This window comes from Streptomyces sp. NPDC026515, from assembly GCF_055567595.1.
On the sequence record NZ_JBVHQD010000030.1, the window covers coordinates 26,973 to 48,794 of the forward strand.

Here is a 21,822-nt window from a genome sequence, read left to right on the forward strand (position 1 = left end):
ATGACGGTACGAGCACTGACCGCGGCCCTGGCGTGCCTGGCCGCGGTCTGGACCGCGGCGCCCGCACGGGCCGCGCTGCCGGCGGCGCCACCCGCGCCCGTCGTACAGACCCGCGACGGCGCCCTGCGCGGCAGCGCCGAGGACGGCTACCGCACCTTCCAGGGCATCCCCTACGCGGCCGCCCCCGTCGGCGACCTGCGCTGGGCCCCGCCCCGGCCGGCGTCCCCCTGGACGGGTGTACGGGACGCGACCCGGCCCGGCAGTGCCTGCCCGCAGCAGGCCGGCGAGGTACCCGGCGGCAGCACGGACGAGGACTGCCTCCACCTGAACGTGACCGCGCCCGCGGGCACCTCGCCCCGGACGCCGAAACCCGTGATCGTGTGGCTGCACGGCGGAGGGTTCACCACCGGGGCGGGCAGTTCCTACGACGCCCACCGGCTGGCGGTGCGCGGCGACGCCGTGGTGGTCACCGTCAACTACCGCCTGGGCGCCCTGGGCTTCCTCGGCCACAGCGGACTGCCCGGCTCCGGCACCTTCGGACTCGCCGACCAGCAGGCCGCGTTGCGCTGGGTGCGGGGGAACATCCGCGCGTTCGGCGGTGACGACCGCAACGTCACCCTGGCCGGTGAGTCGGCCGGCGGCTTCAGCGTCTGCGCCCAGCTCGCCTCGCCCTCGGCCGCGGGCCTGTTCGACCGCGCGATCATCCAGAGCGGGCCCTGCACCGGCCGGCCGGAGCGCCCCTTCGCACCCTCCGCGGCCCCCCTGTCCACGGTGCGGGCGGCCGGGGCACGGCTGGCGGCCGAGGTGGGCTGCGCGGCCGCCCGCTCCGCGCCGGCCTGCCTGCGGCACGTGAGCGTCTCCCGGCTGCTCGCCGCGCAGGACACCGACCAGCAACCCGCCTACGGAACACCGCTGCTGCCCGACGACCCCGGTGCGGCCCTGGCGCGAGGACGGTTGAACCGGGTGCCGGTGCTGATCGGCAGCAACCACGACGAGGGCAACGGCTGGGCCGCCGGAATCATCCAGGCCGGCAACCCCGTCACCCCGGAGACCTGGCCCGGCACCGTGGCCGCCTTCTTCCCCGATCCGGCGCGGACGGCGGCGATCGTCCGCACCTACCCGGTCACCGGATCCGACGGCGGCCCGGTGTTCGGAGCGGTCATCGGCGACAGCAACTTCGCCTGCCCCACCCTGCGCACCGCCACCCTGCTCGCCGGCCATGTCCCGGTGTGGCGGTACGAGTTCGCGGACGAGCACGCTCCCCCGCTCACCCCGGGCACACCGCCGTTCCCGCTCGGCGCACCGCACGCGAGCGAACTCCCTTACCTGTTCGACCTGGGCGGCCGTCCCCGGACCATGACCCCGGCCCAGCACCGCCTGGCCGACCTGATGATCGACTACTGGTCCGGCTTCGCGCGCACGGGCGACCCGAACGACGTCTCCCCGCCGGCCGCGGCCCCGCCGTCCTGGCAGCCCGGCGCGGTACAGTCCCTGGCCCCCGCCCACACCGGTCCGGCACCCACCGCGACCCGCCACCACTGCGCGTTCTGGGCGCTGCCGTGACCGCCGGCACCGGACAGGACACCGTCACCGGCCTCCGGGCTGTGGCGACGATGCTGGACTACGCCGTTCAGGCCGCCGTCCGCGGACCGGCCCGGCGCGGGGGATGGTGAGCCCCGCAGGCCCGCGGCGGCCGCCGCGGGCCGATGCCGTGCGGGGAGTCCTCGGCGTCCAGGCAGTCGCCGGGCGGGACGCCGGTCCGCGCGGCCGCGTGGAGGCAGGCGTCCGGTGTGCGGGATCCATCGGCCGCCCGCGGCGCGGACTTGAGACCCGGCGCGGCGGCGCGTGCGGCAGGACGCTGCACACGCGTCCACCCGGAGTGCTCCGGCGCGCACCGGCGCCCCCCTACGGCTCACCCGATGGTTCACCAGGCAAGGGCATCCTCGGCGTTGTCCTGCCAGTAGGTCACGGTGGCCGCGCTGTTGAAGAAGACACCGCCGCCCGGCAGCGTCAGGGTCTTCTCCTTGCCGGCCGCCCCGCCGTTGCGGTCCGTGAAGAACACGCCCAGGGTCTTCTCCTTGGCGCCGCCCTCGCCCTCGGGGGAGGACGTCGTGATGCCCGCGTACGCGGACTTGCCGGGCTCGAGCGTCACCACGGCCTGCGGAGTGGTCTCCTCGGCCCAGGCGAGCGGTGCCTGGGCGTCGGCGCCGGCTCGCAGGAAGGGGGCGATGTAGGCGTAGCAGGGCTTGGTGCCGGTGTTGGTGGCCCTGAGCAGCAGGTGGTTGATCGGGCGGGACACCTCGGTGACGGTCAGCTTGGTGTTCGCCGTGGTGCAGGTGACGACCGGGGCGGCCTTCTCGGCGGTGGCGGCCGAGGCGGTCTGCTCGGTGGCCTGGAGGCCGACGAGCGCGAGGGCGGCGGCCACGACCAGGGAGGAGGCGGCGGCGCGGGAGGCGATACGGGTGGCGATACGCATGAGTGGGCTGCTTTCCGTGGATATCCGGGAGTTGACGTGCTCGGACGGCCACAGCCTGTGCCGGATGTCGTCCCATCCGCCACGACTCACCGCAGGTCAGGGAAGCTGGAACGCTCACACCGCCCCTGAACTGCGCAAACGCGAGCTTCCTGGAACGCCGGACGGGACGCGGCACGGTGGCGAACGGCTCCGTCTCCCGTGCGGCAGGCCCTACTCTGATCCCCGTGAGGCAGACGGGAGCTGGGAAGGACGATCGGCGATGACGCCCCTGAGCACCGGGGACCCGGAGTCCATAGGCGGGTACACCCTTCTCGGCCGGCTCGGGGCGGGCGGCATGGGAGTCGTCTATCTGGGGGTCTCCGCCTCGGGACGGCAGGTCGCGGTCAAGCTGGTGCGCGGCTCGTATGCCGAGGAGGAGGAGTTCCGGACCCGATTCCGGCAGGAGATCGCGGCGGCGCGCAGAGTGAGCGGCGCCTTCACGGCGCCGGTCGTGGACGCAGACCCGGACGCCGAACGGCCGTGGATGGCGACGCTCTACGTGCCGGGGGCCAACCTCGCCGAAGTCGTCGAGAAGGAAGGGCCGCTGGGCCCGGGAGAACTGCGCGCGCTCGGGCTGGGGCTCACCGAGGCGCTGCGCGACATCCATCGGGCGGGCCTGGTGCACCGGGACCTCAAACCGCGCAACGTCCTGATGACCGAGGACGGGCCGCGCGTCATCGACTTCGGCATATCGCGGGCCGCCGACAACCAGAGTCTCACCACGACCGGGCGGATGATCGGCACTCCGCCCTTCATGTCGCCGGAACAACTGGCCGCTCCCCGTGACGTCACGCCGGCCTCGGACGTGTTCTCGCTCGGGTCGCTGCTGGTGTTCGCGGCCGTCGGTACGGGACCGTTCGACGCCGACAGCCCGTACATAACCGGCTATCAGGTGGTGCACGGCACCCCGGACCTGGGCGGGGTGCCCGAAGCGTTCCTGGACGTCGTCCGGGGCTGCCTGGACAAGGACCCGGCCGCCCGGCCGGACCTGACGGACATCCACCGCATGCTCCGGGCGCTGCCGGAGTCCGGCACCGCTTCCGGGGCCCCGGCCACCCCCTCGGCGAGCGCCGCGCCTCCGCCCGGGGCCGGTACCGGCCCCGGGCGGAGCCGACGGGGCCGGATGCTGCTCACCGCTCTCGCCGCGGTGCTGGCCCTCACGGGACTCTGTGCCGGGGTGGGTGTCCTCGTCTCCGCCCCGGACGCTCCCGCCGGCTCCGGGACCGCCGGCGCCCGTGCCGCGTCCCTGCCCGACGGCTGGCGGCCGTGGCGCACGAAGCTGCGGTACGACGTGCGGGGCGTCCCTCTCGACTACGACGACCCCGGCTGCGTGGCGGAGGGGAGCGCCCTGTTCTGCGGCGGTACGGGGTTCACGGCCGTCAGGATCGACGCGGCCACCGGCCGTACCGGGTGGCGGACCGGCACCCGCCCTCAGGGGGCGCGGCCGATCGGCGTCCGCGACGGGCTGGTCTACGTGTACGAGGATCCGGACGACCGGACCAGGCGCGTGGTGGCCCTCGACGCCGCCACCGGGCACCGGCGGTGGCAGCGCGACATCAGCAAGTCCGAGCAGGCGGTCCTCTACGACGGCGGGTTGCTCACCCTGGCTCCCGACTACTCGTCGTTCGTCGCCTACGGGCCGTCCGGCAAGGAGCTGTGGCGGGCGCGCTCGCTGGACGAGTACTGCACGCCGTCGGTGCTGGGCGGCGTCGCCTACGCCCTGTGCTCGAAGGGCACCGAGGCCGGCCAGGCCCCGGTCGGGCTGATGAAGCTCGGCCCCGGCAGCCTGACCGAGAAGGCCACCCTGCCCGAGAAGTCCGAAGCGCTCGGCGCCGTCGACGGACAGCCGCTGTTCCTCGCCGCCCAGACCGCGAAGGACGTCTACGAGGCCGGGTACGAACGGCCGTACAACGCGTTGCTGCGGGTGGCCCCGGACACCGGGCGGGTCAGTCGGACACCGCTGGCGCGCCCGCTGGCCGGCGCGGCCACCCTGGTGGACGGCGTCGTCTACTTCGTCCGGTCCGACGGGCTGGTCACCGCGGTGTCGGCGGACAGCGGCCGACAGCTGTGGCAGAAGGTCACGGACGTGGAGAGCCTCTCCGCGCCCGCGGTGTCGCGGACGTACGGACGGGTCTACTTCGCCAACCGCTTCGGCCGTCTGCTGGCGCTGGACAGCCGCACCGGGGCGGCGCTGTGGCGCACCTCCGCGCTGGCCGACCCCGGGGACAAGGCGCAGGACCACCCGCCGTCCGTGCTGCTCGTAAAGGACGCGATCGTGGCGACGGCCGGGGACACGGCCTTCTCCCGGAGCCCGGACAGCCCCAGCTGACCCGTCCTCAGCCCCGGCTCCGGGGAGGGTCGCAGAGGTCGAGGATCTTGGTGAACGGTCTGCGGAGCAGTACGGCCACCGGTGCCGTGTCCTCCTCGGCGTAACGGGCGACGGCGGCGCGGGCGACGGAGGTGTCCGCGTACGGGTCCCGTCCCTCGAGGAGGGCTTTCAGGGCACGCGCGGTGGCCTCGGCGACCGGGAGGAGACCGGTGCGGGCCCGGGTGAGAGCCGCGGTGGGCCCGTCGCGCGCGGTGAAGAAGTCGACCTCGGTGGCCAGGGCGAGGAGATGGGGGGCGGCCAGGGCGGCGCGGTCGATCCGGTCGCCGAGTTCGGCCACCTCGTTCCGGTGCCGCCGGCGCAGCGGATTGAACCGCATGGCCTTCTCCGCGTCGCGGGCCTGCTGCCCGTAGCTCCGCAGCCTGGCCGCCTCCGCCAGGGTGTACGTCCGGTTCGCGTAGGCGGCCTCCGGTGAGCCGATCGCACGGGTGCCGCGGACCAGGCCCGCCGTCAGATCGGCCGCGTACCGGCGCGCCAGCGCCGCCGCCTCCCGGCGGGGGTCGCGCGGCCAGAGCAGCGGGCCCAGGACCGCGGTGATCGCACCGCCCAGCGCGTTCTCCCACAACCGGGCGAAGCCGTAGGACTCCGGCGAGGGGTTGGCGAAGACCAGCAGCGAGGTCACCGCTACCTGCACGTTCAGTGTTGTGCCGGAACTGACGACCGTCCCGCACAGCAGGGCGAGGCCGATCACGACGGCGAGGACGGCCGTGGTCGGCCGGAAGAAGTGGACCACGGTGACGCCCAGGGCCACGCCGGCCATCACGCCGAGGATCCTCAGCAGCAGTGCCGTCAGGGAGGAGGCGGAATCGCCGCGCAGGCACAGCAGCGGCACGATGGCGGCGAACACCGGCGGCTGATCGGCACCGGCCCACAGCGCGGCCTGCCAGCAGATCACCGCGATCACCAGGATCCGGGCCGCCGTCGGCCCCTGCGCCGAGAGCCTGGAGCGCACCCGCGTCCACGGCGAAACGCCAGTCACCCGCTCACCATAGGCACACACCGGGCCCCGGCGCCCTGCGGCGCCGACGCCCCCGGGCTACCGTGTCGCTTCGGGCTGAAGGGGCTGACGGGATCTCAGGGGAGGGTCCTGCACGGTCTGCTGCTGTGTCCGTACGTAGCCGTAGACGGCCGAGGCCAACGCCAGCAGGAGCAGCGGTGCGGACACCCACGGGTACCTGGCCATCTCCAACGGCAGCCAGCGGTACGACACCAGGAGCGCGGTGAAGACCGTCGCGCCGTAGGCCGCGAACCGGAGTCCCCGCCGGTCCCAGCCACGGTCGAACGAGCGCAGCGTCGCCTCGACGGTCAGCGTGAACACCACGCCGGCGATGAGGTCGACGCCGTAGTGGTAGCCGAATCCGAGCGTCGCGGTGAGGGTGGCGACCAGCCAGAACGCGCCGGCGAAGCGCAGCACGCGCGGGCCGCTCCGGGAGTGGATGAAGATCGCGACGGCCCACGCCGTGTGCAGGCTGGGCATGCAGTTGCGCGGGGTGAAGGCGTCGAACGGCATGGGGTGCGGGGGATCGACCGGCGGCATGGTGCGGGGCCACAGGTCCGCCACCTCCCAGTGGCCGACGTCGTGGCCGTGGCCGCCGACCGGTGCCTCCGGCCACAGGCTGACCGAGGCCCAGTGCTCGACACCGGTGCCGTAGGCGAAGACCGGCCCGACCACCGGGAAGATCATGTAGATCGCCGGCCCGAGGAGACCGATCACCAGGAAGGTGCGCACCAGGTGGTGGCGGGGGAAGCGGCGTTCGGCCGCCACATGGCGCAGTTGGTACAGGGCGACGACGACCGCGGCCACGGCGAGCTGGCCGTAGACGATGTCGAGCAGGTTGAAGCCCACCGGACCGGCGGCCGTGACGATACGGCCCACCAGCCACGACGGGTCGCCCAGCGCGTGATCGGCCGTGGCCACGTACTGGTCGAGTACCGTCGGGCGGGTCTTCGAGGTGAGGAGCAGCCAGGTGTCGCCGGTCTTGCGGCCGGTCACCAGGAGCAGGCCCAGCCCGACGCCCTTGAGCAGCAGGACCCGTTCGCCGCCGGTGCGGCGGGTGACCGCGACGACGGCGGTGCCCAGGATCACCCACAGCGCGCCGTTGCCGAAGGGATGCCCGTCGCTCACCTGGATGCCGAGCGCCCAGCGGCCGGCCGCGATGACGACGTCGATGCCGACCGCGGCCGCGACGGCGACGGCGCGTTGCCGCCAGGTGAGCACCGTCATCATCAGCGCCATGCCGGCGTACAGCAGGAAGCCCGACTTGGGGGCGAAGACCACCTCCCGCGCCTGGTTGGTCAGCGGCCCCGGCAGGCCGTAACGTCGTGCCGCGATCTCCATGGCCAGGAGGAACCCGAGGACCGCGACACCCGCCACGGCCCAGGGTCTCGCCCCGGGACGACGCCATAGGGAGAGCGGCGTTCCGTTGCCCGTTCGCGAAGGAACCCGCGGTGGTATGGATCTCAATTTCCGGCCGATTCGCTAGACGACGACACCTGCCCGATCGGGGAAGACGGAGGGAGCACCCGCCGGGTTCCGGTCTCGTTCAGGAAAGACCTCCGGATTGTTCACCCTCGGGTCTGTCCGGGGCCAGAGGCCCCGTGCCCCTTCGCGAGATCTCTGACCGCGCCGCAGCGGTGTCCGGACACGCGGATCGACCCGCCGGCGGGGTGTGGCCGGCGGGCCTGGGCGTTGCGTGGCGTCCCGGACGGGGGCGGACCGGGCGGGCGGGGTACCTTCGGCGCGCCGGTCCGCCGCCGGGCCGGCACCGTACGGGTGAGAGGCGGTCGCGGGTCAGAACCGCGGGGCCCTGGCCCCCGCCGCGGTCAGGATGAACTGGGCGTAGGAATCGGCGTTCATCAGGGCGCGCCGGCCCATGGCGTACCAGTTGGGCTGCCGGTTGGAGTCGTTGTTCCCGCCGCTGTACGTGGAGGGGTCCCGCAGGGCGCGCTTGGCGAGCGTGGTCGCGTCGCTCGCCGCCGCCGCCTCGGGCGCGACGGCGGTCATGTCGGCGTTGAAGCTCTCCTCCTGCAACTCCGAGTCGCGCGGGCTGTACTGGTAGTCCAGCGTGCCGGCGAACCGGTGCGTCGCCTCGTGGACGATGTACCAGGCGTTCTGGCCCTCGTTCGTCAGGTTGATCGGGCCGCTGCGGCCGGTGTCCAGTGTCGGGAGCTCCTCGCTCCTGTGCTGGTCCGGGTTGGTCACGCGGCTGTACACGTCGTGCCAGGAGGAGCCGACCCAGCCCGCGACTCCGCGGGGCACGCTGCCCTCGCCCACCAGGGCGATCTCCGCGCCCTGCGCGTTCAGCCCGGCCTGGATGCGCCGTAGGACCTCGACGATCCGCGGCAGGAAGGCGGCGACCTGCTCCGGCGTCGCGGCCCGGAACGCGGGGAAGCCCGACTGGAGCGCCGTCAGCAGCCGGCCGCCCGGCGTGTCCCCCGCCGACGTCAGCAGGCCGAGAGCCGTCGCGATGGCCTGCTTGGCCTCGACCAGGGCCCGGCGGGTCCGGGTCTCACGCTGCGGGTACTCCCGGTCCGGGATGGTGCCCTTCTTGGAGAACCTCGCGTTCGCGCTGCTGTGCAGCTGCCGCGTCGCGTCGTCGTAGACGTCCCCGTGCCGCGGTGTCCCGGGGTTGGCGATGCCCAGCTGGGTGGCGGTGCGGACGTCGTCCCGGTCGGCCCTGTTGCGCCAGCGGGTCTCCTGGCCGGAGCGGGGGTCGCTGAAGCTGGCGGCCTGGTCGAACTCCCACACCGCCCGCTGGACCGCCGGGCCGTCCTGGGGGACTGCGTCCGCCCCCGGGGCGACCGCGCGCTGCGTGACGGCCGACGGCGCGGTGGCCGCGCCCGCCGCGAAGGCGGCGCCGTCGGCGGCGGCCGCGCGCTCCGAGCCCTGCCCCGGGTCGGTCACCGTGACACCGGCGCCGTTGTCGTTGCCCGTCTCGCGGATGCCCCGGAGGTTCTTGTCGAGGTGACTGGCCTCGTGGGCGAGGATCTCGGTGTCGCCGACGGCCGACGAGCCGAGGAAGATGTGGCTCCCGATCGTCATCGCCTGCGCGCCCAGCGCCGCGGTCGCGCGCTGGGCGGTCGCGTTGTCGTGGACGCGGCCCGCGGAGAGGGCGTCGTTGCCGTAGAACGACTTCGCCCTGGCGAGGAAGGGGCCCGGGAGCGGGCTGCTCGGCGTCGCCATCGCGGCGGCGATGAGGCTGCGATGCCCGGTGCTCTCCTGGTCGTCCCCGCTGCGCTGGACGGCCGTGTCCGGGTGCGCGCATCCGGGGCCGTGCCGGTGCTGCTCCTGCTGCCGCTCCTGCTCGACCATGCGGGCCACCGCGGTGTTGCCCGCCGTCTGCTGGAGGTCCAGCATCCGCTGGACCAGCGCACCGGGCCGGGTCACGCGCTGGGCGGTGTCCCGTTCGTCCGACGACCGGTCCCGCTCTGCCCGCGCGTGCATGAAGTTCCCTTCGCCCCCGTACGACTTGCCGTCCCATCCTCACCGGAACCCCGCCCCCGCCGACAGGTCCCCGAGGGCAGTCCCGGGGGCAGCCGCCGGGGTCTCACCCGGTGTGTCAGCCTGCTCCTGGTCTTCGTCCTGGACCGTCCCTTCGCAGGCGACCTGAGCGTCGGTCCCGCCCCGTACCGGGAGGGTGCCCTCGCCCAGTACCGGACCCGGTGAGGATCATGGTCATCCGGACCCGGGAACGGATGAGGAGTCGTCGGTGACAAGCGACAAGCGCACAGGACCGCCCGCCTTCGCAAGCGAACGCGACATGCTGCGGGCCTTTCTCGACTACCACCGGGCCACCCTCGCCATGAAGTGCGAAGGGCTCACCGACGAGGAGCTGCGGCGGCAGTCGGTGCCGCCGTCCACGCTCTCGCTGCTCGGCCTGGTGCGGCACCTGGCGGAGGTGGAACGGGCCTGGTTCCGGCGGGTGTTCGAGGATCACGACGCGCCCATGGTCTGGTCCGACGAGATCGACTTCCAGGCGGCGTACGACGCGAGCGGCTCGACCCGTCACGAGGCGTTCACGGCCTGGGAGGCGGAGGTGGCGGCCTCGCGCCGCATCGAGCGCGCGGCCGGCTCCCTGGACCAGGCCGGATACCAGCCGAGGTGGGAGGAGGAGGTGTCGCTGCGGATGGTGATGATCCACGTCCTGCTGGAGTACGGCCGTCACAACGGGCACGCCGACTTCCTGCGGGAGGGCGTCGACGGGACCGTGGGAGCCTGACCGCCCGGCCTGGATGATGTCGAGGAAGTCCAGGAACGGCGTCGCCGCGGCCGCGTCCCCCGTGATGCGGCAGCGGTCGCGCCAGATTCTGCGGGTGGTGGCCCAGGCGACGAAGCCGGCCGCGGTGCTGTGGATCCGGGTCATCGCGTCGGCGTCGGGCACCACGGTCAGCCGGTCGCCCGGCCCGGTCGCGGGGCAGACGGTGACCGTGGTGGCGCCGGGACCGGTCAGGTCGAGGACGAGGGGCCTGCCGACGGTCGCCACGAGGCCGGGGCCGTGCATCCGGGGGAGCCCGGCGAGCATGAAGTCGACCGCCGGGGCGACCGGTTCGCCGGTCGGCCACGGCAGCGCGAAGGGGAGCGGGCCGTCCGGGGCGAGCAGGCCGTTGCGCAGATGGCGGGAGACGTTGAACGCCATGGTGTTCGCCGGCAGGTGGCGCGGATACGTCCCGACTCCGGTCACCTGGACCGGCTCGCCGGCGCCGGGCGGTTCCCGGGCCGCCGCCGGCAGGTCCAGCCGACGGGGGGTGCTGCGCCGCCACTCGTCGAGGACCTCCGCGTGGCTGCGGGCGCGGCGGTCGTCGACGCGCAGGTCGTGGTACCGCTCGCGGTCGCGCGGCAGCGAGGGGCCGGGCGGCGGCGGAGCCACCGCGCCGGAGACGAGGGCCGCGAGGTGGCCGGCACGTCGATGGCCGGCCGGCGCACGCCGGGGGCAGCTCCCCCTGCTCGTCGTCCGTCCGCGCGAGGATCTCCGCCAGGTCCGCCGTACTCGCACGCGCGGCGGCGACGCCGGCACGGGTCGTGGCCGCTTCCTCCGGGTCAGGTGTCCTGGCCGATCCAGACGGTCTTGGCGTTCATGAACTCCCGCATGCCGAGGTCGGACAGCTCACGGCCGTAGCCGCTGCGCTTGGCTCCGCCGAAGGGGATCTCCGGGTAGCTGGTCGTGTTGCCGTTGATGAAGGCCATGCCCGACTGCACGTCGCGGACGAACAGGTCGCGTTCGGCCTCGTCCTCGCTCCACAGGTTCGAACCGAGGCCGTAGGGATGTCCGTTGGCCTCCCGCAGCGCCTCCTCCAGGGAGGACACCGTCCACACCTGGGCCACCGGTCCGAAGACCTCCTCGTGGTACATCCGCATCCCGGGCGTGACGTCGGTCAGCACGGTCGGCGGGTAGAACCAGCCGGGCCCGTCCGGGATCCGGCCGCCCAGCAGTACCGTCGCCCCCTTGCTCACGGCGTCGTCGACGTAGGCCGCCACGTCCTGCCGGCCGGACTCCGTGGCCAGCGGGCCGACGTCGGTGTCCTCGTCCATCGGGTCGCCCACCGTCAGCGCGCCCATCTTCGCCACGAACATCTCGATGAACCGCTCACCGATGTCCTGGTGGACGAAGAACCGCTTGCCGTTGATGCAGGACTGCCCGTTGTTGAGGCAGCGTGCCTTCACCGCGACGTCGGTGGCCCGGTCCAGGTCGGTGGAGGGCATGACGATGAACGGGTCGGAGCCGCCGAGTTCGAGGACCACCTTCTTGATCTCGTCGCCGGCGATGGCGGCCACCGACCGTCCGGCCGGCTCACTGCCGGTCAGCGTCGCGGCGGCCACCCGCGGGTCGCGCAGCACCTGCTCCACCCGCCCCGAGGAGATCAGCAGGGTCTGGAACACGTCGTCGGGGAAGCCCGCGTCACGGAAGAGCTCCTCCAGGTAGAGGGCGCACTGCGGCACGTTCGAGGCGTGTTTGAGCAGCCCCACGTTCCCCGCCATCAGCGCGGGCGCGGCGAACCGCATCGCCTGCCACAGCGGCAGGTTCCACGGCATCACCGCGAGCACCACACCGATCGGCTGGTACGTCACGAACGTCCGCTTCGCCTGCACGCGCTCGGCGTCACCGTCCAGGTCCCGCAGGAACCCGGGGCCCTCGGCGGCGTAGAAGTGCAGCCCGTGCACGCACTTGGCCACTTCCTGCTCCGCCGCGCGGAAGGTCTTGCCCATCTCCTCGGTGATCATCCGGCTGACGCTCTCGACCTCCTTCTCCAGGCGTTCGGCCGCGTGCTGAAGCCATCCCGCCCGCTCCTCGGCGCTCGTCAGCCGGTACGAGGCGGCCGCGGCCGCCGCCCGGGCGAGCTTGTCCTCCAGCTCCTCGGGGCTCAGTTCGCCGAACGTCCTGAGCACCTCACCTGTCACCGGACTCGTCGTTGCGATGGCCATGGGTCATTCACCCGTCCGTCGTGGCCAGAACCTCGACGAGTTCCTGGGCGAGGGGGCCCGAGGAGGCGGGGTTCTGCCCGGTGTAGAGGTTGCGGTCGGCGACCGTGTACGGCTCCCAGGCCGGTCCTCGTGAATAGTCGGTGGGCAGCTTCTTCAGTTCGTCCTCCAGCAGCCACTTGGCCTTGTCGGCGAAACCGACGCCGGCTTCCTCCTCGTTGCAGAATCCCGTCAGACGGAAGTTCGCGAAGGGCGTGTCGCCGTTCGCGTCCCGGGTCGCGAGGAGAGCGGCGGGGGCGTGGCAGACGATGCCGAGCGGAATGCCGGAGGCGAGTGCCCTGCGCAGCAGTTCCCCGGATTCGGGATCGACCGCGAGGTCTTCCATCGGGCCGTGTCCGCCCGGGTAGTAGACCGCGTCGTAGTCCTCGAGCCGCACGTCCCGCAGGGATATCGGGTGCCGCAGCTCGTCCGCCGACTCGATGACGGCCTCCTCCTCGAGGGAGTTCTCCTCGCCGCCCGCCATCCGGGGTTCCAGGCTCATCGTGTCCACAACGGGGACGACGCCGTGCGGTGTTGCCACGGTGACGTCGTGTCCGGCAGCGGTGAACACGCTGTAGGGGGCCACGAACTCCTCGGCCCAGTAACCGGTGGGATGCCGGTGCCCGTCCTTCAGGGTCCAGTAACTCGCGCCGGTCAGCACGCACAGGATCTTGGCCATGGGAAACTCCGGGGACGCCGCGGATGAATTGACATATGAAACAAGTCTGAGCGGGCCTCCGGGCGGCAGCAACTCGTGGCCGGAGGCGTAATCCGCGCGGCGTTCCATGTAATTGCGGCGTGCCTATGAGTAATGGTTCCGGTTTGACCGCCGTCCATACGGGACTACGCTGATCTGGCTCCCGAAATGACCTTTCGGTCCTCCTTTTTTCTCCTTTGTACGCCGAGGAAGTGGAAGCACATGACCGCCTCTGGGATCTTGAAATCGGGCAAGGGCAGGCTGGCCCTCGGGGTGACGGTGCTCGCCGCGCTGACCGTGGTGCCGGCGCACGCGGCGGACGGCGCGAGCGCGGCCCCGGGAGGCCAGAAACCGACCGTGGTGCTCGTGCACGGGGCGTTCGCCGACGGGTCCAGCTGGAACGCGGTGGTGCAGCGCCTGCAGCGGGACGGCTACCACGTCATCGCCCCGCCCAACACGCTGCGCGGAATACCCCAGGACTCCACGTATCTGAACAGCCTGTTGAAGACGGTCAAAGGGCCGGTCGTCCTGGTCGGACACTCCTACGGCGGCGAGGTGATCTCGCAGGCGGCCGACGGGCTCGACAACGTCAAGGCGCTCGTCTACATCAACGCGATCATGCCGGACAAGGGCGAGTCGTTCTCCAGCCTCTCCGCCAAGTTCCCGGCCGTCCCGCTCACCAAGGCGCTCCAGCAGGTGCCGTTCCGCAACGGCGACGGCACCACGGGCACGGACCTGTACGTGCAGCCCGGCAAACTCCGCGCCGTCTTCGCCCAGGACCTCTCGCAGCAGCAGACGGCCGTCATGGCGGCGACGCAGCGGCCGATCGCGCAGTCCGCTTTCGGTGACAGGCTCACCGCGGCGGCCTGGCGGGACAAGCCGGTCTACGTCCTCGTCGGCAGCCAGGACCGGTCGATCAACCCGAGCCTGGAGAAGTACGAGGCCAAGCGTGCGCACGCGCGCAAGACCGTCGTCATCGACTCCTCGCACGTGTCCATGATCTCCCACCCGCAGGAGGTCACGGCCCTCATCGTGACCGCGGCCCGGGACGCCGGACACCGGTAGGGCCGGCCGCCGGAGGGTGCGACGCCTGGATGCCGTTCACGCCGTCCTGCGGTTCGACCGGTCGTCGGCGCACCTTCCGGATTCCCGAACCGGCGTGCGCCGTAAGGTAGTCGGCCGAACAGAAGCCGGGGTCGGCGGTGCCGTCGGCCAGCCGCAGGAGACCACCTCGAAGCTCAGCCGGTCGTTGTCCACGACCACCTCCGCGCGGACGACGGCCGAGCCCGCCCGGCGGCTGCTCCCCTGGGCGGCCCCCGACGCCGAAGTGCCCATGGCCCAGGCCGACTTCCGGGACACCGTGCCGGTCGCGGTGAGCGACCCGTACGCCCGCGAGGGCACCACCACATCCACACCCTCCGGGGTACGGCGCGACCGGTCCCGGAGCTGCGGCCGGCACGGGCCGAACCGCTGCTGTGGCTGAGCAACCTGCCGCTGCGGACCGTAGCGGTCCAGTGCGGCGCCCCCCCGTGCCGTCCCGCCCGAGTCGGGGCCACCGTCCCCGGTCTCCAACGGTGCGCTGTCCGCGCTCGAGGCCCTGGCGCCGCCCGGCTTCGGTGATAGCGGCCGCGAAGCGACGGGGCGTCACACGGCCTTCACCGATCCCCGACTCGGGCCCACCGGAATCCGCACATTCGTGGACCTGTCGGCCGCCCCGCCATCGACACCGCTCTGACCTGCGACAATCATCGTCCTGTCGCCCGTGCCGCCCAACAGAGGTGCTGCTTCCACGGCTTGACGCGCCCGGCCGCGCCGCGTTTGCTTCCTTCACATCATCGGTTGCGCATGATGCTCCCCCCACTCGGAAGGCGCCTGATGTGAGCGCTCCTGTCCTCTGCGGCACCCCCGTGCCCCGTATCGCCCTGGCCCTGGCCGCCGCCACGTCCGCGCTCGCGCTCACCGCGTGCGGCGCCGTCGACGGCATCGGCGGGAGCGGTGACTCCGCGACCGCGGCGAAGGGCGACGACATCACGGTGGGTCTGCTCCTGCCCGACAAGGACACGGCCCGGTTCGAGACCTTCGACCACCCCATCTTCGAGAAGGAGGTCGCATCCCTGACCCACGGCAAGGGCAAGGTCGTCTACGCCAACGCCGACGCGAACCCGGCCACGCAGAGCCGGCAGTTCCGGCGGATGGTGGACCGGAAGGTCGACATCGTCCTGGTGGACGCGGTCGACGCCAGGGCCGTCGAACCGGAGGTCCGCAGGGCGAAGGACGCCGGCATACCGGTCATCGCCTACGACCGGCTCGCCCGGGGCCCGATCGACGCGTACGTCTCGCACGACAACGAACTCGTCGGCGAGGTCCAGGGCCGCGCCATCATGACGGCGCTCGGCAGCAAGGCGGAGACCAGTGACATCGTCATGATGAACGGCGACCCCGCGGACCCGAACACGGCGTGGTTCAAGGAGGGCGCCATGGAGGAGTTCCGCAACCGGGTCCGGATCGCCAAGGCGTACGACACCGCCAAGTGGTCGCCGGCGGCCGCCGAGTCGAACATGAGGAAGGCGATCCGGACCGTCGGCCTCAAGAACATCGCCGCCGTCTACTCGGCCAACGACGGCATGGCGGGCGCCGTCATCGACGCGCTGAAGGAGGCGGGGGCCACCCGGATCCCGCCGGTCACCGGGCAGGACGCCAACCTGGACGCGGTCCAGCGGGTCGTCTCCGGCGAGCAGTACATGACCGTCTACAAGTCCTTCCTGGACGAGGCCACCCAGGCCGCCCAGATGGCCGTGTACAAGGTGCAGGGCAAGGACATCCAGTACGACGCGCTGACCCGCGACGAGGTGGACGGCTCCGGCGGGCGGAAGATCCCCGCGACCCTGGTGCCGGTGGTCTCCCTCACCCGGGACAACATCAAGGACACGGTGGTCGCGGACGGCGTCTACTCCGTCCGCGAGATCTGCACCCCGAAGTACGCGGCGGACTGCGCGGCGATCGGTCTGGAGTGACGGCCCGCCGGCGGCCCGTCGACGGGCCGCCGCGCTACGCGGCGACGACGGCGACCCCGGTCCTGCCCCCGTCGACGTCCACCACGGTGCCGTGCACGAAGGCCGCCTCGTCGCTCGCCAGCCAGACCACGGCGTGGGCGATGGCGTCCGGGGTGCCGACCTGGCCGGCCGGGGTGCCCTTCATCATGACCTCGCCCGGGTGGGGTTCCGCGCCGGGCGGGGTGGGGGGCAGGACCACGCCCGGTGAGACGGCGTTGACCCGCACGCCCTGGGGGCCGAACTCCGCCGCCCAGGCCCGGGTGAGGGTCTCCATCGCGCCCTTGGTGGAGCTGTAGAGCGCGCCGACGGGGACGGCGAGCCGGGCGATCCACGAGCCGAGGTTGATGATCACCCCGCCGCCGGCCGCCACCATCGCCGGGGCGACGGCGGCGGTCAGGAAGAACGGCGCCTTCACGTTCACCCCGTAGACCTGGTCGAACGTCTTCTCGTCGGTGTCGGCGGTACCCGGGGCCGGATAGATGCCGGCGTTGTTCACCAGGATGTCGATCCGCCCGCCCAGGGTCTGCCGGGCACGGGCGGCAAGGTCCTGGGAGGCCGCCGGGCCGCCGTCCAGATCGGCCGCCACGAAGTCGGCCCGGCCACCGGACGCGCGGATCCCCGCCACGACCTGAGCGCCCCGTTCCGCGTTGCGTCCGGACACGATGACATGGGCCCCCTCGGCGGCGAACGCCTCGGCGATCGCCTGCCCGATGTTGCTGGTCGATCCGGTGACCAGGGCCGTCTTGTTCCGCAGCCGTTCACTCATGATGCCGTCTCCCTAAGTCCGTCTCCTGTGCCGAGCGGTGCGCGGTCCACTGTGCGTCGCATAAAATGGACCGGCAAGTCCAGAAAATCGGCCGGGCACCGGCTGAGCCGGAGGAGGCGTCGGATGACGGAAGCGCTGACCGCGAAGGGACGGGCCACCCGGGCCCGGATCGTCGAGGGGGCCGCCGAGGTGCTGCGGGCGCAGGGTGTCGCCGCCACCACGCTCGACGACATCCGCAGCCGCACCGGCACCAGCAAGAGCCAGCTCTTCCACTACTTCCCCGACGGCAAGGACGCCCTGCTGCTCGCGGTGGCCCGCTTCGAGGCGGACCGCGTCCTGGCGGACCAGCAGCCGCACCTGGGGCGGCTGGACTCCTGGGAGTCCTGGCAGCAGTGGCGGGACGTGGTGGTGGAACGCTACGAGCTCCAGGGCGACCAGTGTCCCCTGGGGTCACTGTTCCTCCAGGTCGGGCGGGCCGGACCGGGCGCACGGGCGATCGTCACGGGGCTGATGCGGCAGTGGCAGCAGCAGCTCGCGCGCGGCATGCGCGCCCTGCAGGCGAACGGACTGGTGTCGCCGGAGCTCGACGTCGACCGCGCGGCCGCCGCGCTGCTCGCGGGCATCCAGGGCGGGGTCTCCCTCATGATGTCCACCGGTGACTCGACCCACCTCAAGGCGGCCCTCGACAACGGGATCGAGTACCTGCGCGTCAGCGGGCCGCCGGCGGCGCGGTCTTCTTGCGGGCCCGGTAGGCGGCTGCCTTGATCTTGTTGCCGCAGGACTCCATTCCGCACCACTGCCGCCGCATCCCCCGGGAGCGGTCGATGTAGGTGCGGGTGCACTCCGGGTTCTCGCACTCCTTGAGCAGCGGCACGTCCGGCCCGCTCAGCAGCTCGACGGCGTGCCGCGCCACCATGGAGAGGGCCTCCTGCGGCGTCGCCTGCGTCCAGCGCCCGGACGGGGTGAGCTGCGGCACCGCGGGCGGCCTGCGTGCCGCGTTGTTGAGCACGGTCAGCGCCGCCCCGTCGTACTCCTCGCCCAGCCGGCGGGCGGTCACCAGCCGGTAGACGGCCTCGCGGACGGTCCTCGCCTGCTGGACGTCGGCCTCCTCGCCGGGCGAGACCGCGTCCACGAGGCCCGACTCCACGTACCAGGCGTCGAGCCTGTCCGGCGTCACGAACATCTCGAAGCGCACCGAACGGCGAGCCCGGAGCGTGGCGGCGAAGTCGAGGGCCGGGTTTCCGCAGACGAAGACGTGATCGAGGTTCACATCACCATTCTGACGGGTGACTCCTCTGCCATCAAGCCCGGCACTCAGAGGCCCAGGTCGGCGGCGAGGCAGGAGAAGGACGCCCACGACCGCTCGGGGTCATAGGCGAACCGGGCCGGGTCGGCCGGGGTGGCCGGGTGCTCCTGGACCATGTCCTCGTAGCGGACGCGTGCGGGCAGCGCCCCGAACCGCGCCCGCCGCAGCGCCGCAGCGTCGTCCGTGGTCCCCGCGGTGTTCCGGCTCTCCATCGCTGACTCCCTTCGTCCGGCCCCGTGTGCAGTGACTGTTGCACGAGGTTCGTCACCAGTCAAGAGAGTGATGCCATCCAGAGAGGCGTCGATATGGGCCGGTGAAACCTTCATTCCATCACCGGCTTGACCGGTGACGTAATTGCCTGCAAGTATTCGATCACCGCTCCAACAGGTGACGAAAAAGGGAGAACCGTCATGGCCGTCAGCTACACCGCCGTTGTGAACGTCGACGGAGAGGGCCGCAACGGCGGCCGGGTCGAGTCCGCCGACGGACTCCTGCGGACCACGCTCGCCATCCCGAAGGAGCTGGGCGGGGCCGGTGACGCCACCAACCCCGAGCAGTTGTTCGCGGCCGGCTGGGCGGCCTGTTTCCTGGGCGCCGTGCGCCGCGCCGCCGCGGAGCGCAAGGTCCGGCTCACGAGCACCGCCATCACCGCCGAGGTCACCCTCCACCACGGTGACGACGGGGAGTTCGGCCTGGCCGCCGTGCTCAACGTCGAACTCGGCGGCGTGGACCAGGCCACCGCCGCCGAACTGGGCGCCGCCGCCCACCGGATCTGCCCCTACTCCAAGGCCACCCGCGGCAACATCCCGGTGACCGTCGACGCCACCGCCGTCAGCTGATTGCGGTCCCGCGGTGCGCGGCGGTGCCCCGGGGTGATTGTCTGGCTCCGGCAACCCGTCCCGACCCGGCCCCGCCGGCAGGAGGATCCCTCGGTCATGAGCAGTGCCTACGCGTACGAGTACAAGGTCGTCACCTTCCGGGAGTCGCTGATCGGCGACGCGCTGGACAGCGACAAGCTGGAGAAGGTCCTCAACAAGCACGCCGAGGACGGCTGGGGCCTCAAGGCCATCACCTCCGCCGACGTCAAGGGCCGGATAGGTCCCGGCGCCGTCGAGGGCCTGCTGCTGACCTTCGAGCGCCCGCGCGGCTGACCGCACCGCGGCACAGCCGGAACGCCCCCCGACCCGCAGTGGGTCGGGGGGCGTTCCGGCTGTGCGGACGGGTCACTTCACCGGCTCGGGCTCCGGCGCGCTCTCCGGCTCCGCGGCGCCCGCCGGGTCCACCGGGGTCCTGACCGAGTCGAGGAGCAGCTGGGCCACGTCGACCACCGTGACGGACTCCTTGGCCTTGCCGTCGTTCTTCTTGCCGTTGACAGAGTCGGTGAGCATCACCAGGCAGAACGGGCAGGCCGTGGAGACGATGTCGGGGTTCACCGACAGCGCCTCGTCCACCCGCTCGTTGTTGATGCGCTTGCCGATGCGCTCTTCCATCCACATCCGGGCACCGCCGGCGCCGCAGCAGAAGCCACGCTCCTTGTGGCGGTGCATCTCCTCGTTGCGCAGGCCCGGGACGCTCGCGATGATCTCGCGCGGCGGCGTGTAGATCTTGTTGTGGCGGCCCAGGTAGCAGGGGTCGTGGTAGGTGATGATGCCCTCGACCGGCGTGACCGGGACCAGCTTGCCCTCGTCCACCAGGTGCTGGAGCAGCTGGGTGTGGTGGATGACCTCGTAGTCGCCGCCGAGCTGCGGGTACTCGTTGCCGATGGTGTTCAGGCAGTGCGGGCAGGTGGCGACGATCTTCTTGGCCGACTTCGGCTTGCGGGACTCCGCGGTCACCTTGCCGTCGTCGTCCAGCTCCTCGCCGAACGCCATGTTCAGAGCCATGACGTTCTCCATGCCGAGCTCCTGGAACAGGGGCTCGTTGCCGAGGCGGCGGGCGGAGTCGCCGGTGCACTTCTCGTCGCCGCCCATGATCGCGAACTTGACGCCCGCGATGTGCAGCAGCTCGGCGAAGGCCTTGGTGGTCTTCTTGGCGCGGTCCTCCAGGGAGCCGGCGCAGCCCACCCAGTAGAGGTACTCGACCTCGGTGAGGTCCTCGATGTCCTGGCCGACGACCGGGACCTCGAAGTCGACCTCCTTGAGCCACTCCAGGCGCTGCTTCTTGGCCAGGCCCCAGGGGTTGCCCTTCTTCTCCAGGTTCTTGAGCATCGTGCCCGCCTCGGAGGGGAACGCGCTCTCGATCATCACCTGGTAGCGGCGCATGTCGACGATGTGGTCGATGTGCTCGATGTCCACCGGACACTGCTCGACGCAGGCGCCGCAGGTGGTGCAGGACCACAGGACGTCCGGGTCGATGACGCCGTTCTCCTCGGCGGTGCCGATCAGCGGCCGCCCGGCCTCGGCGAGGGCCGCGGCCGGCACGCCCGCCAGCTGCTCCTCGGACGCCTTCTCCTCGCCCTCCATGGTCTTGCCGCCACCCGCGAGCAGGTAGGGCGCCTTGGCGTGCGCGTTGTCCCGCAGGGACATGATCAGCAGCTTGGGGGAGAGCGGCTTGCCGGTGTTCCAGGCCGGGCACTGCGACTGGCAGCGGCCGCACTCGGTGCAGGTGGAGAAGTCCAGCAGGCCCTTCCAGGAGAACTGCTCGACCTGGGAGACGCCGAAGACGTCGTCGTCACCGGGGTCGGTGAAGTCGATCGGCTTGCCGCCGGAGGTCATCGGCAGCAGGGCGCCCAGGGAGGTCTCACCGGTGGCGTTGCGCTTGAACCAGATGTTCGGGAAGGCCAGGAAACGGTGCCAGGCCACACCCATGTCGGTCTTGAGGGCGACCACGATCATCCAGATGAAGGAGGTCGCGATCTTCAGGCCGGCGAAGAAGTAGGTGAGGTTCTGGAGCGTGGAGACGTCCATGCCCCCGAGCCAGTGGACCACCGGGTACGAGATGAAGAAGGAGGCCTCGTAGGAGTCCACGTGGTGCTGGGCGCCCTCCAGGGCGTGCAGCATGAAGATGCAGACACCGACGACCAGGATGACCGTCTCGACGAAGTACGCCTGGCCGAAGTTGGAGCCGGCGAAGCGGGACTTGCGGCCCGGACGGTTCGGCTTGCTCAGCTGGCGGATGACGATCAGCACCAGGATGCCGAGGACCGTCATGGTGCCGATGAACTCGACGAAGACGTTGTACGGCGCCCACTCGCCGATGACCGGCAGCAGCCAGTCGGCCTGGAACAGCTGGCCGATGGCGTTGACGATCGTCAGCAGCAGCGAGAAGAAGCCGACCGCGACGAACCAGTGCGCCACGCCGACGATGCCCCAGCGGTTCATCCGGGTGTGGCCCAGGAACTCCCTGACCACCGTGACGGTCCGCTGGACGGGCTCGTCGGTGCGGGTGCCGGCGGGCACGTTCTGACCGAGCCGCATGAAGTTGTAGATCTGGAGGACGGCGCGGGCGAACAACGCCACGCCGACCACGATCAGAACCAGCGACACGATGATCGCGGCGAGTTGCATGGGGGCTCCTCGGGCCTGCGAGGTCTCTCTTCGGGTCTCTTCGCGAGAGAGGGTTCCCGAAATTACTAAGCGGTAACTTATGCAGTCGGTCTGAGACTACCCGCATCTTTACTCGCACTGTAGTCAGGCGCGAGGTG

General features: G+C 71.8%; 19 protein-coding genes and 1 pseudogene. 10 read left to right on the plus strand and 10 right to left on the minus strand.

Features of this window, described 5'->3' with window-relative positions:
* Window positions 1-1,563 (plus strand): carboxylesterase/lipase family protein, encoded by a 1,563-nt coding sequence (locus ACZ4O3_RS39930; protein WP_467727168.1) that lies wholly within the window; start codon window positions 1-3, stop codon window positions 1,561-1,563.
* Window positions 1,564-1,924: 361 nt separating this feature from the next.
* Here the strand turns inward: ACZ4O3_RS39930 and ACZ4O3_RS39935 are convergent, their stop codons facing one another.
* Window positions 1,925-2,476 (minus strand): DUF4232 domain-containing protein, encoded by a 552-nt coding sequence (locus ACZ4O3_RS39935; protein WP_467727170.1) that lies wholly within the window; start codon window positions 2,474-2,476, stop codon window positions 1,925-1,927.
* Between the two features lie 259 nt (window positions 2,477-2,735).
* Here ACZ4O3_RS39935 and ACZ4O3_RS39940 point away from each other — a divergent pair, with 259 nt between their 5' ends.
* Window positions 2,736-4,844, plus strand: a complete 2,109-nt coding sequence (locus ACZ4O3_RS39940) for a protein kinase domain-containing protein (RefSeq protein WP_467727172.1) — start codon at window positions 2,736-2,738, stop codon at window positions 4,842-4,844.
* 7 nt (window positions 4,845-4,851) lie between these two features.
* On the opposite strand, the gene ACZ4O3_RS39945 is transcribed toward ACZ4O3_RS39940, so the two are convergent.
* The 3 genes from ACZ4O3_RS39945 to ACZ4O3_RS39955 form a co-directional block, all read right to left on the minus strand.
* On the minus strand, window positions 4,852-5,880 hold the full coding sequence (locus tag ACZ4O3_RS39945) for an FUSC family protein (RefSeq protein ID WP_467727174.1): 1,029 nt from the start codon (window positions 5,878-5,880) through the stop codon (window positions 4,852-4,854).
* A gap of 57 nt (window positions 5,881-5,937) precedes the next feature.
* Entirely contained in the window at window positions 5,938-7,275 is a 1,338-nt protein-coding gene (locus ACZ4O3_RS39950) for a phosphatase PAP2 family protein (protein ID WP_362731405.1), read from the minus strand.
* A 417-nt stretch (window positions 7,276-7,692) separates the two neighbouring features.
* Window positions 7,693-9,345, minus strand: a complete 1,653-nt coding sequence (locus tag ACZ4O3_RS39955) for an eCIS core domain-containing protein (RefSeq protein WP_467727176.1) — start codon at window positions 9,343-9,345, stop codon at window positions 7,693-7,695.
* Between the two features lie 117 nt (window positions 9,346-9,462).
* On the opposite strand from ACZ4O3_RS39955, the pseudogene ACZ4O3_RS39960 reads away from it, so the two are divergent.
* Together ACZ4O3_RS39960 and ACZ4O3_RS39965 are read left to right on the plus strand one after the other, a co-directional pair.
* A pseudogene (locus ACZ4O3_RS39960) lies at window positions 9,463-9,567 on the plus strand (bestrophin-like domain); the annotation flags it as partial.
* A 43-nt stretch (window positions 9,568-9,610) separates the two neighbouring features.
* Complete coding sequence (locus ACZ4O3_RS39965) at window positions 9,611-10,120, plus strand: DinB family protein (protein ID WP_384988994.1); 510 nt, start codon at window positions 9,611-9,613, stop codon at window positions 10,118-10,120.
* A gap of 818 nt (window positions 10,121-10,938) precedes the next feature.
* Here the strand turns inward: ACZ4O3_RS39965 and ACZ4O3_RS39970 are convergent.
* The gene (locus tag ACZ4O3_RS39970) at window positions 10,939-12,321 is read right to left on the minus strand and encodes an NADP-dependent succinic semialdehyde dehydrogenase (protein ID WP_384988997.1); all 1,383 of its coding nucleotides are present in this window, start codon (window positions 12,319-12,321) and stop codon (window positions 10,939-10,941) included.
* Between the two features lie 7 nt (window positions 12,322-12,328).
* Entirely contained in the window at window positions 12,329-13,036 is a 708-nt protein-coding gene (locus ACZ4O3_RS39975) for a type 1 glutamine amidotransferase domain-containing protein (protein ID WP_362721968.1), read from the minus strand.
* A 240-nt stretch (window positions 13,037-13,276) separates the two neighbouring features.
* Here ACZ4O3_RS39975 and ACZ4O3_RS39980 point away from each other — a divergent pair, with 240 nt between their 5' ends.
* From ACZ4O3_RS39980 to ACZ4O3_RS39990, 3 genes are all read left to right on the plus strand, one after another.
* Entirely contained in the window at window positions 13,277-14,119 is an 843-nt protein-coding gene (locus ACZ4O3_RS39980) for an alpha/beta fold hydrolase (protein ID WP_362721965.1), read from the plus strand.
* Window positions 14,120-14,213: 94 nt separating this feature from the next.
* The gene (locus tag ACZ4O3_RS39985; protein WP_467727178.1) at window positions 14,214-14,537 is read left to right on the plus strand and encodes a hypothetical protein; all 324 of its coding nucleotides are present in this window, start codon (window positions 14,214-14,216) and stop codon (window positions 14,535-14,537) included.
* Window positions 14,538-14,931: 394 nt separating this feature from the next.
* Window positions 14,932-16,068, plus strand: a complete 1,137-nt coding sequence (locus ACZ4O3_RS39990) for a sugar ABC transporter substrate-binding protein (RefSeq protein ID WP_467727180.1) — start codon at window positions 14,932-14,934, stop codon at window positions 16,066-16,068.
* A gap of 34 nt (window positions 16,069-16,102) precedes the next feature.
* Here the strand turns inward: ACZ4O3_RS39990 and ACZ4O3_RS39995 are convergent, their stop codons facing one another.
* Window positions 16,103-16,873 carry an SDR family NAD(P)-dependent oxidoreductase gene (locus ACZ4O3_RS39995; protein ID WP_362721960.1) on the minus strand — a complete coding sequence of 257 codons (771 nt, stop codon included), beginning with the start codon at window positions 16,871-16,873 and terminating at the stop codon, window positions 16,103-16,105.
* A gap of 123 nt (window positions 16,874-16,996) precedes the next feature.
* On the opposite strand from ACZ4O3_RS39995, the gene ACZ4O3_RS40000 reads away from it, so the two are divergent.
* Complete coding sequence (locus tag ACZ4O3_RS40000; protein WP_362721958.1) at window positions 16,997-17,638, plus strand: TetR/AcrR family transcriptional regulator; 642 nt, start codon at window positions 16,997-16,999, stop codon at window positions 17,636-17,638.
* Here the strand turns inward: ACZ4O3_RS40000 and ACZ4O3_RS40005 are convergent.
* Window positions 17,583-18,143: a CGNR zinc finger domain-containing protein gene (locus ACZ4O3_RS40005; protein ID WP_362721955.1), complete on the minus strand. Its 561-nt coding sequence runs from the start codon at window positions 18,141-18,143 to the stop codon at window positions 17,583-17,585. The two genes, ACZ4O3_RS40000 and ACZ4O3_RS40005, sit on opposite strands and share 56 nt — an antisense overlap.
* 44 nt (window positions 18,144-18,187) lie before the next feature.
* Window positions 18,188-18,391, minus strand: coding sequence for a hypothetical protein (locus ACZ4O3_RS40010; RefSeq protein WP_362721952.1), 204 nt, complete (start codon window positions 18,389-18,391; stop codon window positions 18,188-18,190).
* Window positions 18,392-18,589: 198 nt separating this feature from the next.
* Here ACZ4O3_RS40010 and ACZ4O3_RS40015 point away from each other — a divergent pair, with 198 nt between their 5' ends.
* Both ACZ4O3_RS40015 and ACZ4O3_RS40020 read left to right on the plus strand, forming a co-directional pair.
* Entirely contained in the window at window positions 18,590-19,018 is a 429-nt protein-coding gene (locus tag ACZ4O3_RS40015) for an Ohr family peroxiredoxin (protein ID WP_362721949.1), read from the plus strand.
* A gap of 96 nt (window positions 19,019-19,114) precedes the next feature.
* On the plus strand, window positions 19,115-19,330 hold the full coding sequence (locus ACZ4O3_RS40020) for a DUF4177 domain-containing protein (protein WP_352222334.1): 216 nt from the start codon (window positions 19,115-19,117) through the stop codon (window positions 19,328-19,330).
* A 72-nt stretch (window positions 19,331-19,402) separates the two neighbouring features.
* Here the strand turns inward: ACZ4O3_RS40020 and ACZ4O3_RS40025 are convergent, their stop codons facing one another.
* The gene (locus ACZ4O3_RS40025) at window positions 19,403-21,685 is read right to left on the minus strand and encodes a (Fe-S)-binding protein (protein ID WP_467727182.1); all 2,283 of its coding nucleotides are present in this window, start codon (window positions 21,683-21,685) and stop codon (window positions 19,403-19,405) included.
* Window positions 21,686-21,822: the final 137 nt, after the last annotated feature.

Coding starts and splice junctions, on each gene's coding strand:
- ACZ4O3_RS39930 (WP_467727168.1), top strand. CDS start 1: ATGACGGTACGAGCACTGACCGCGGCCCTGGCGTGCCTGGCCGCGGTC.
- ACZ4O3_RS39935 (WP_467727170.1), bottom strand. CDS start 2,476: ATGCGTATCGCCACCCGTATCGCCTCCCGCGCCGCCGCCTCCTCCCTG.
- ACZ4O3_RS39940 (WP_467727172.1), top strand. CDS start 2,736: ATGACGCCCCTGAGCACCGGGGACCCGGAGTCCATAGGCGGGTACACC.
- ACZ4O3_RS39955 (WP_467727176.1), bottom strand. CDS start 9,345: ATGCACGCGCGGGCAGAGCGGGACCGGTCGTCGGACGAACGGGACACC.
- ACZ4O3_RS39970 (WP_384988997.1), bottom strand. CDS start 12,321: ATGGCCATCGCAACGACGAGTCCGGTGACAGGTGAGGTGCTCAGGACG.
- ACZ4O3_RS39975 (WP_362721968.1), bottom strand. CDS start 13,036: ATGGCCAAGATCCTGTGCGTGCTGACCGGCGCGAGTTACTGGACCCTG.
- ACZ4O3_RS39980 (WP_362721965.1), top strand. CDS start 13,277: ATGACCGCCTCTGGGATCTTGAAATCGGGCAAGGGCAGGCTGGCCCTC.
- ACZ4O3_RS39995 (WP_362721960.1), bottom strand. CDS start 16,873: ATGAGTGAACGGCTGCGGAACAAGACGGCCCTGGTCACCGGATCGACC.
- ACZ4O3_RS40000 (WP_362721958.1), top strand. CDS start 16,997: ATGACGGAAGCGCTGACCGCGAAGGGACGGGCCACCCGGGCCCGGATC.
- ACZ4O3_RS40010 (WP_362721952.1), bottom strand. CDS start 18,391: ATGGAGAGCCGGAACACCGCGGGGACCACGGACGACGCTGCGGCGCTG.
- ACZ4O3_RS40015 (WP_362721949.1), top strand. CDS start 18,590: ATGGCCGTCAGCTACACCGCCGTTGTGAACGTCGACGGAGAGGGCCGC.
- ACZ4O3_RS40020 (WP_352222334.1), top strand. CDS start 19,115: ATGAGCAGTGCCTACGCGTACGAGTACAAGGTCGTCACCTTCCGGGAG.
- ACZ4O3_RS40025 (WP_467727182.1), bottom strand. CDS start 21,685: ATGCAACTCGCCGCGATCATCGTGTCGCTGGTTCTGATCGTGGTCGGC.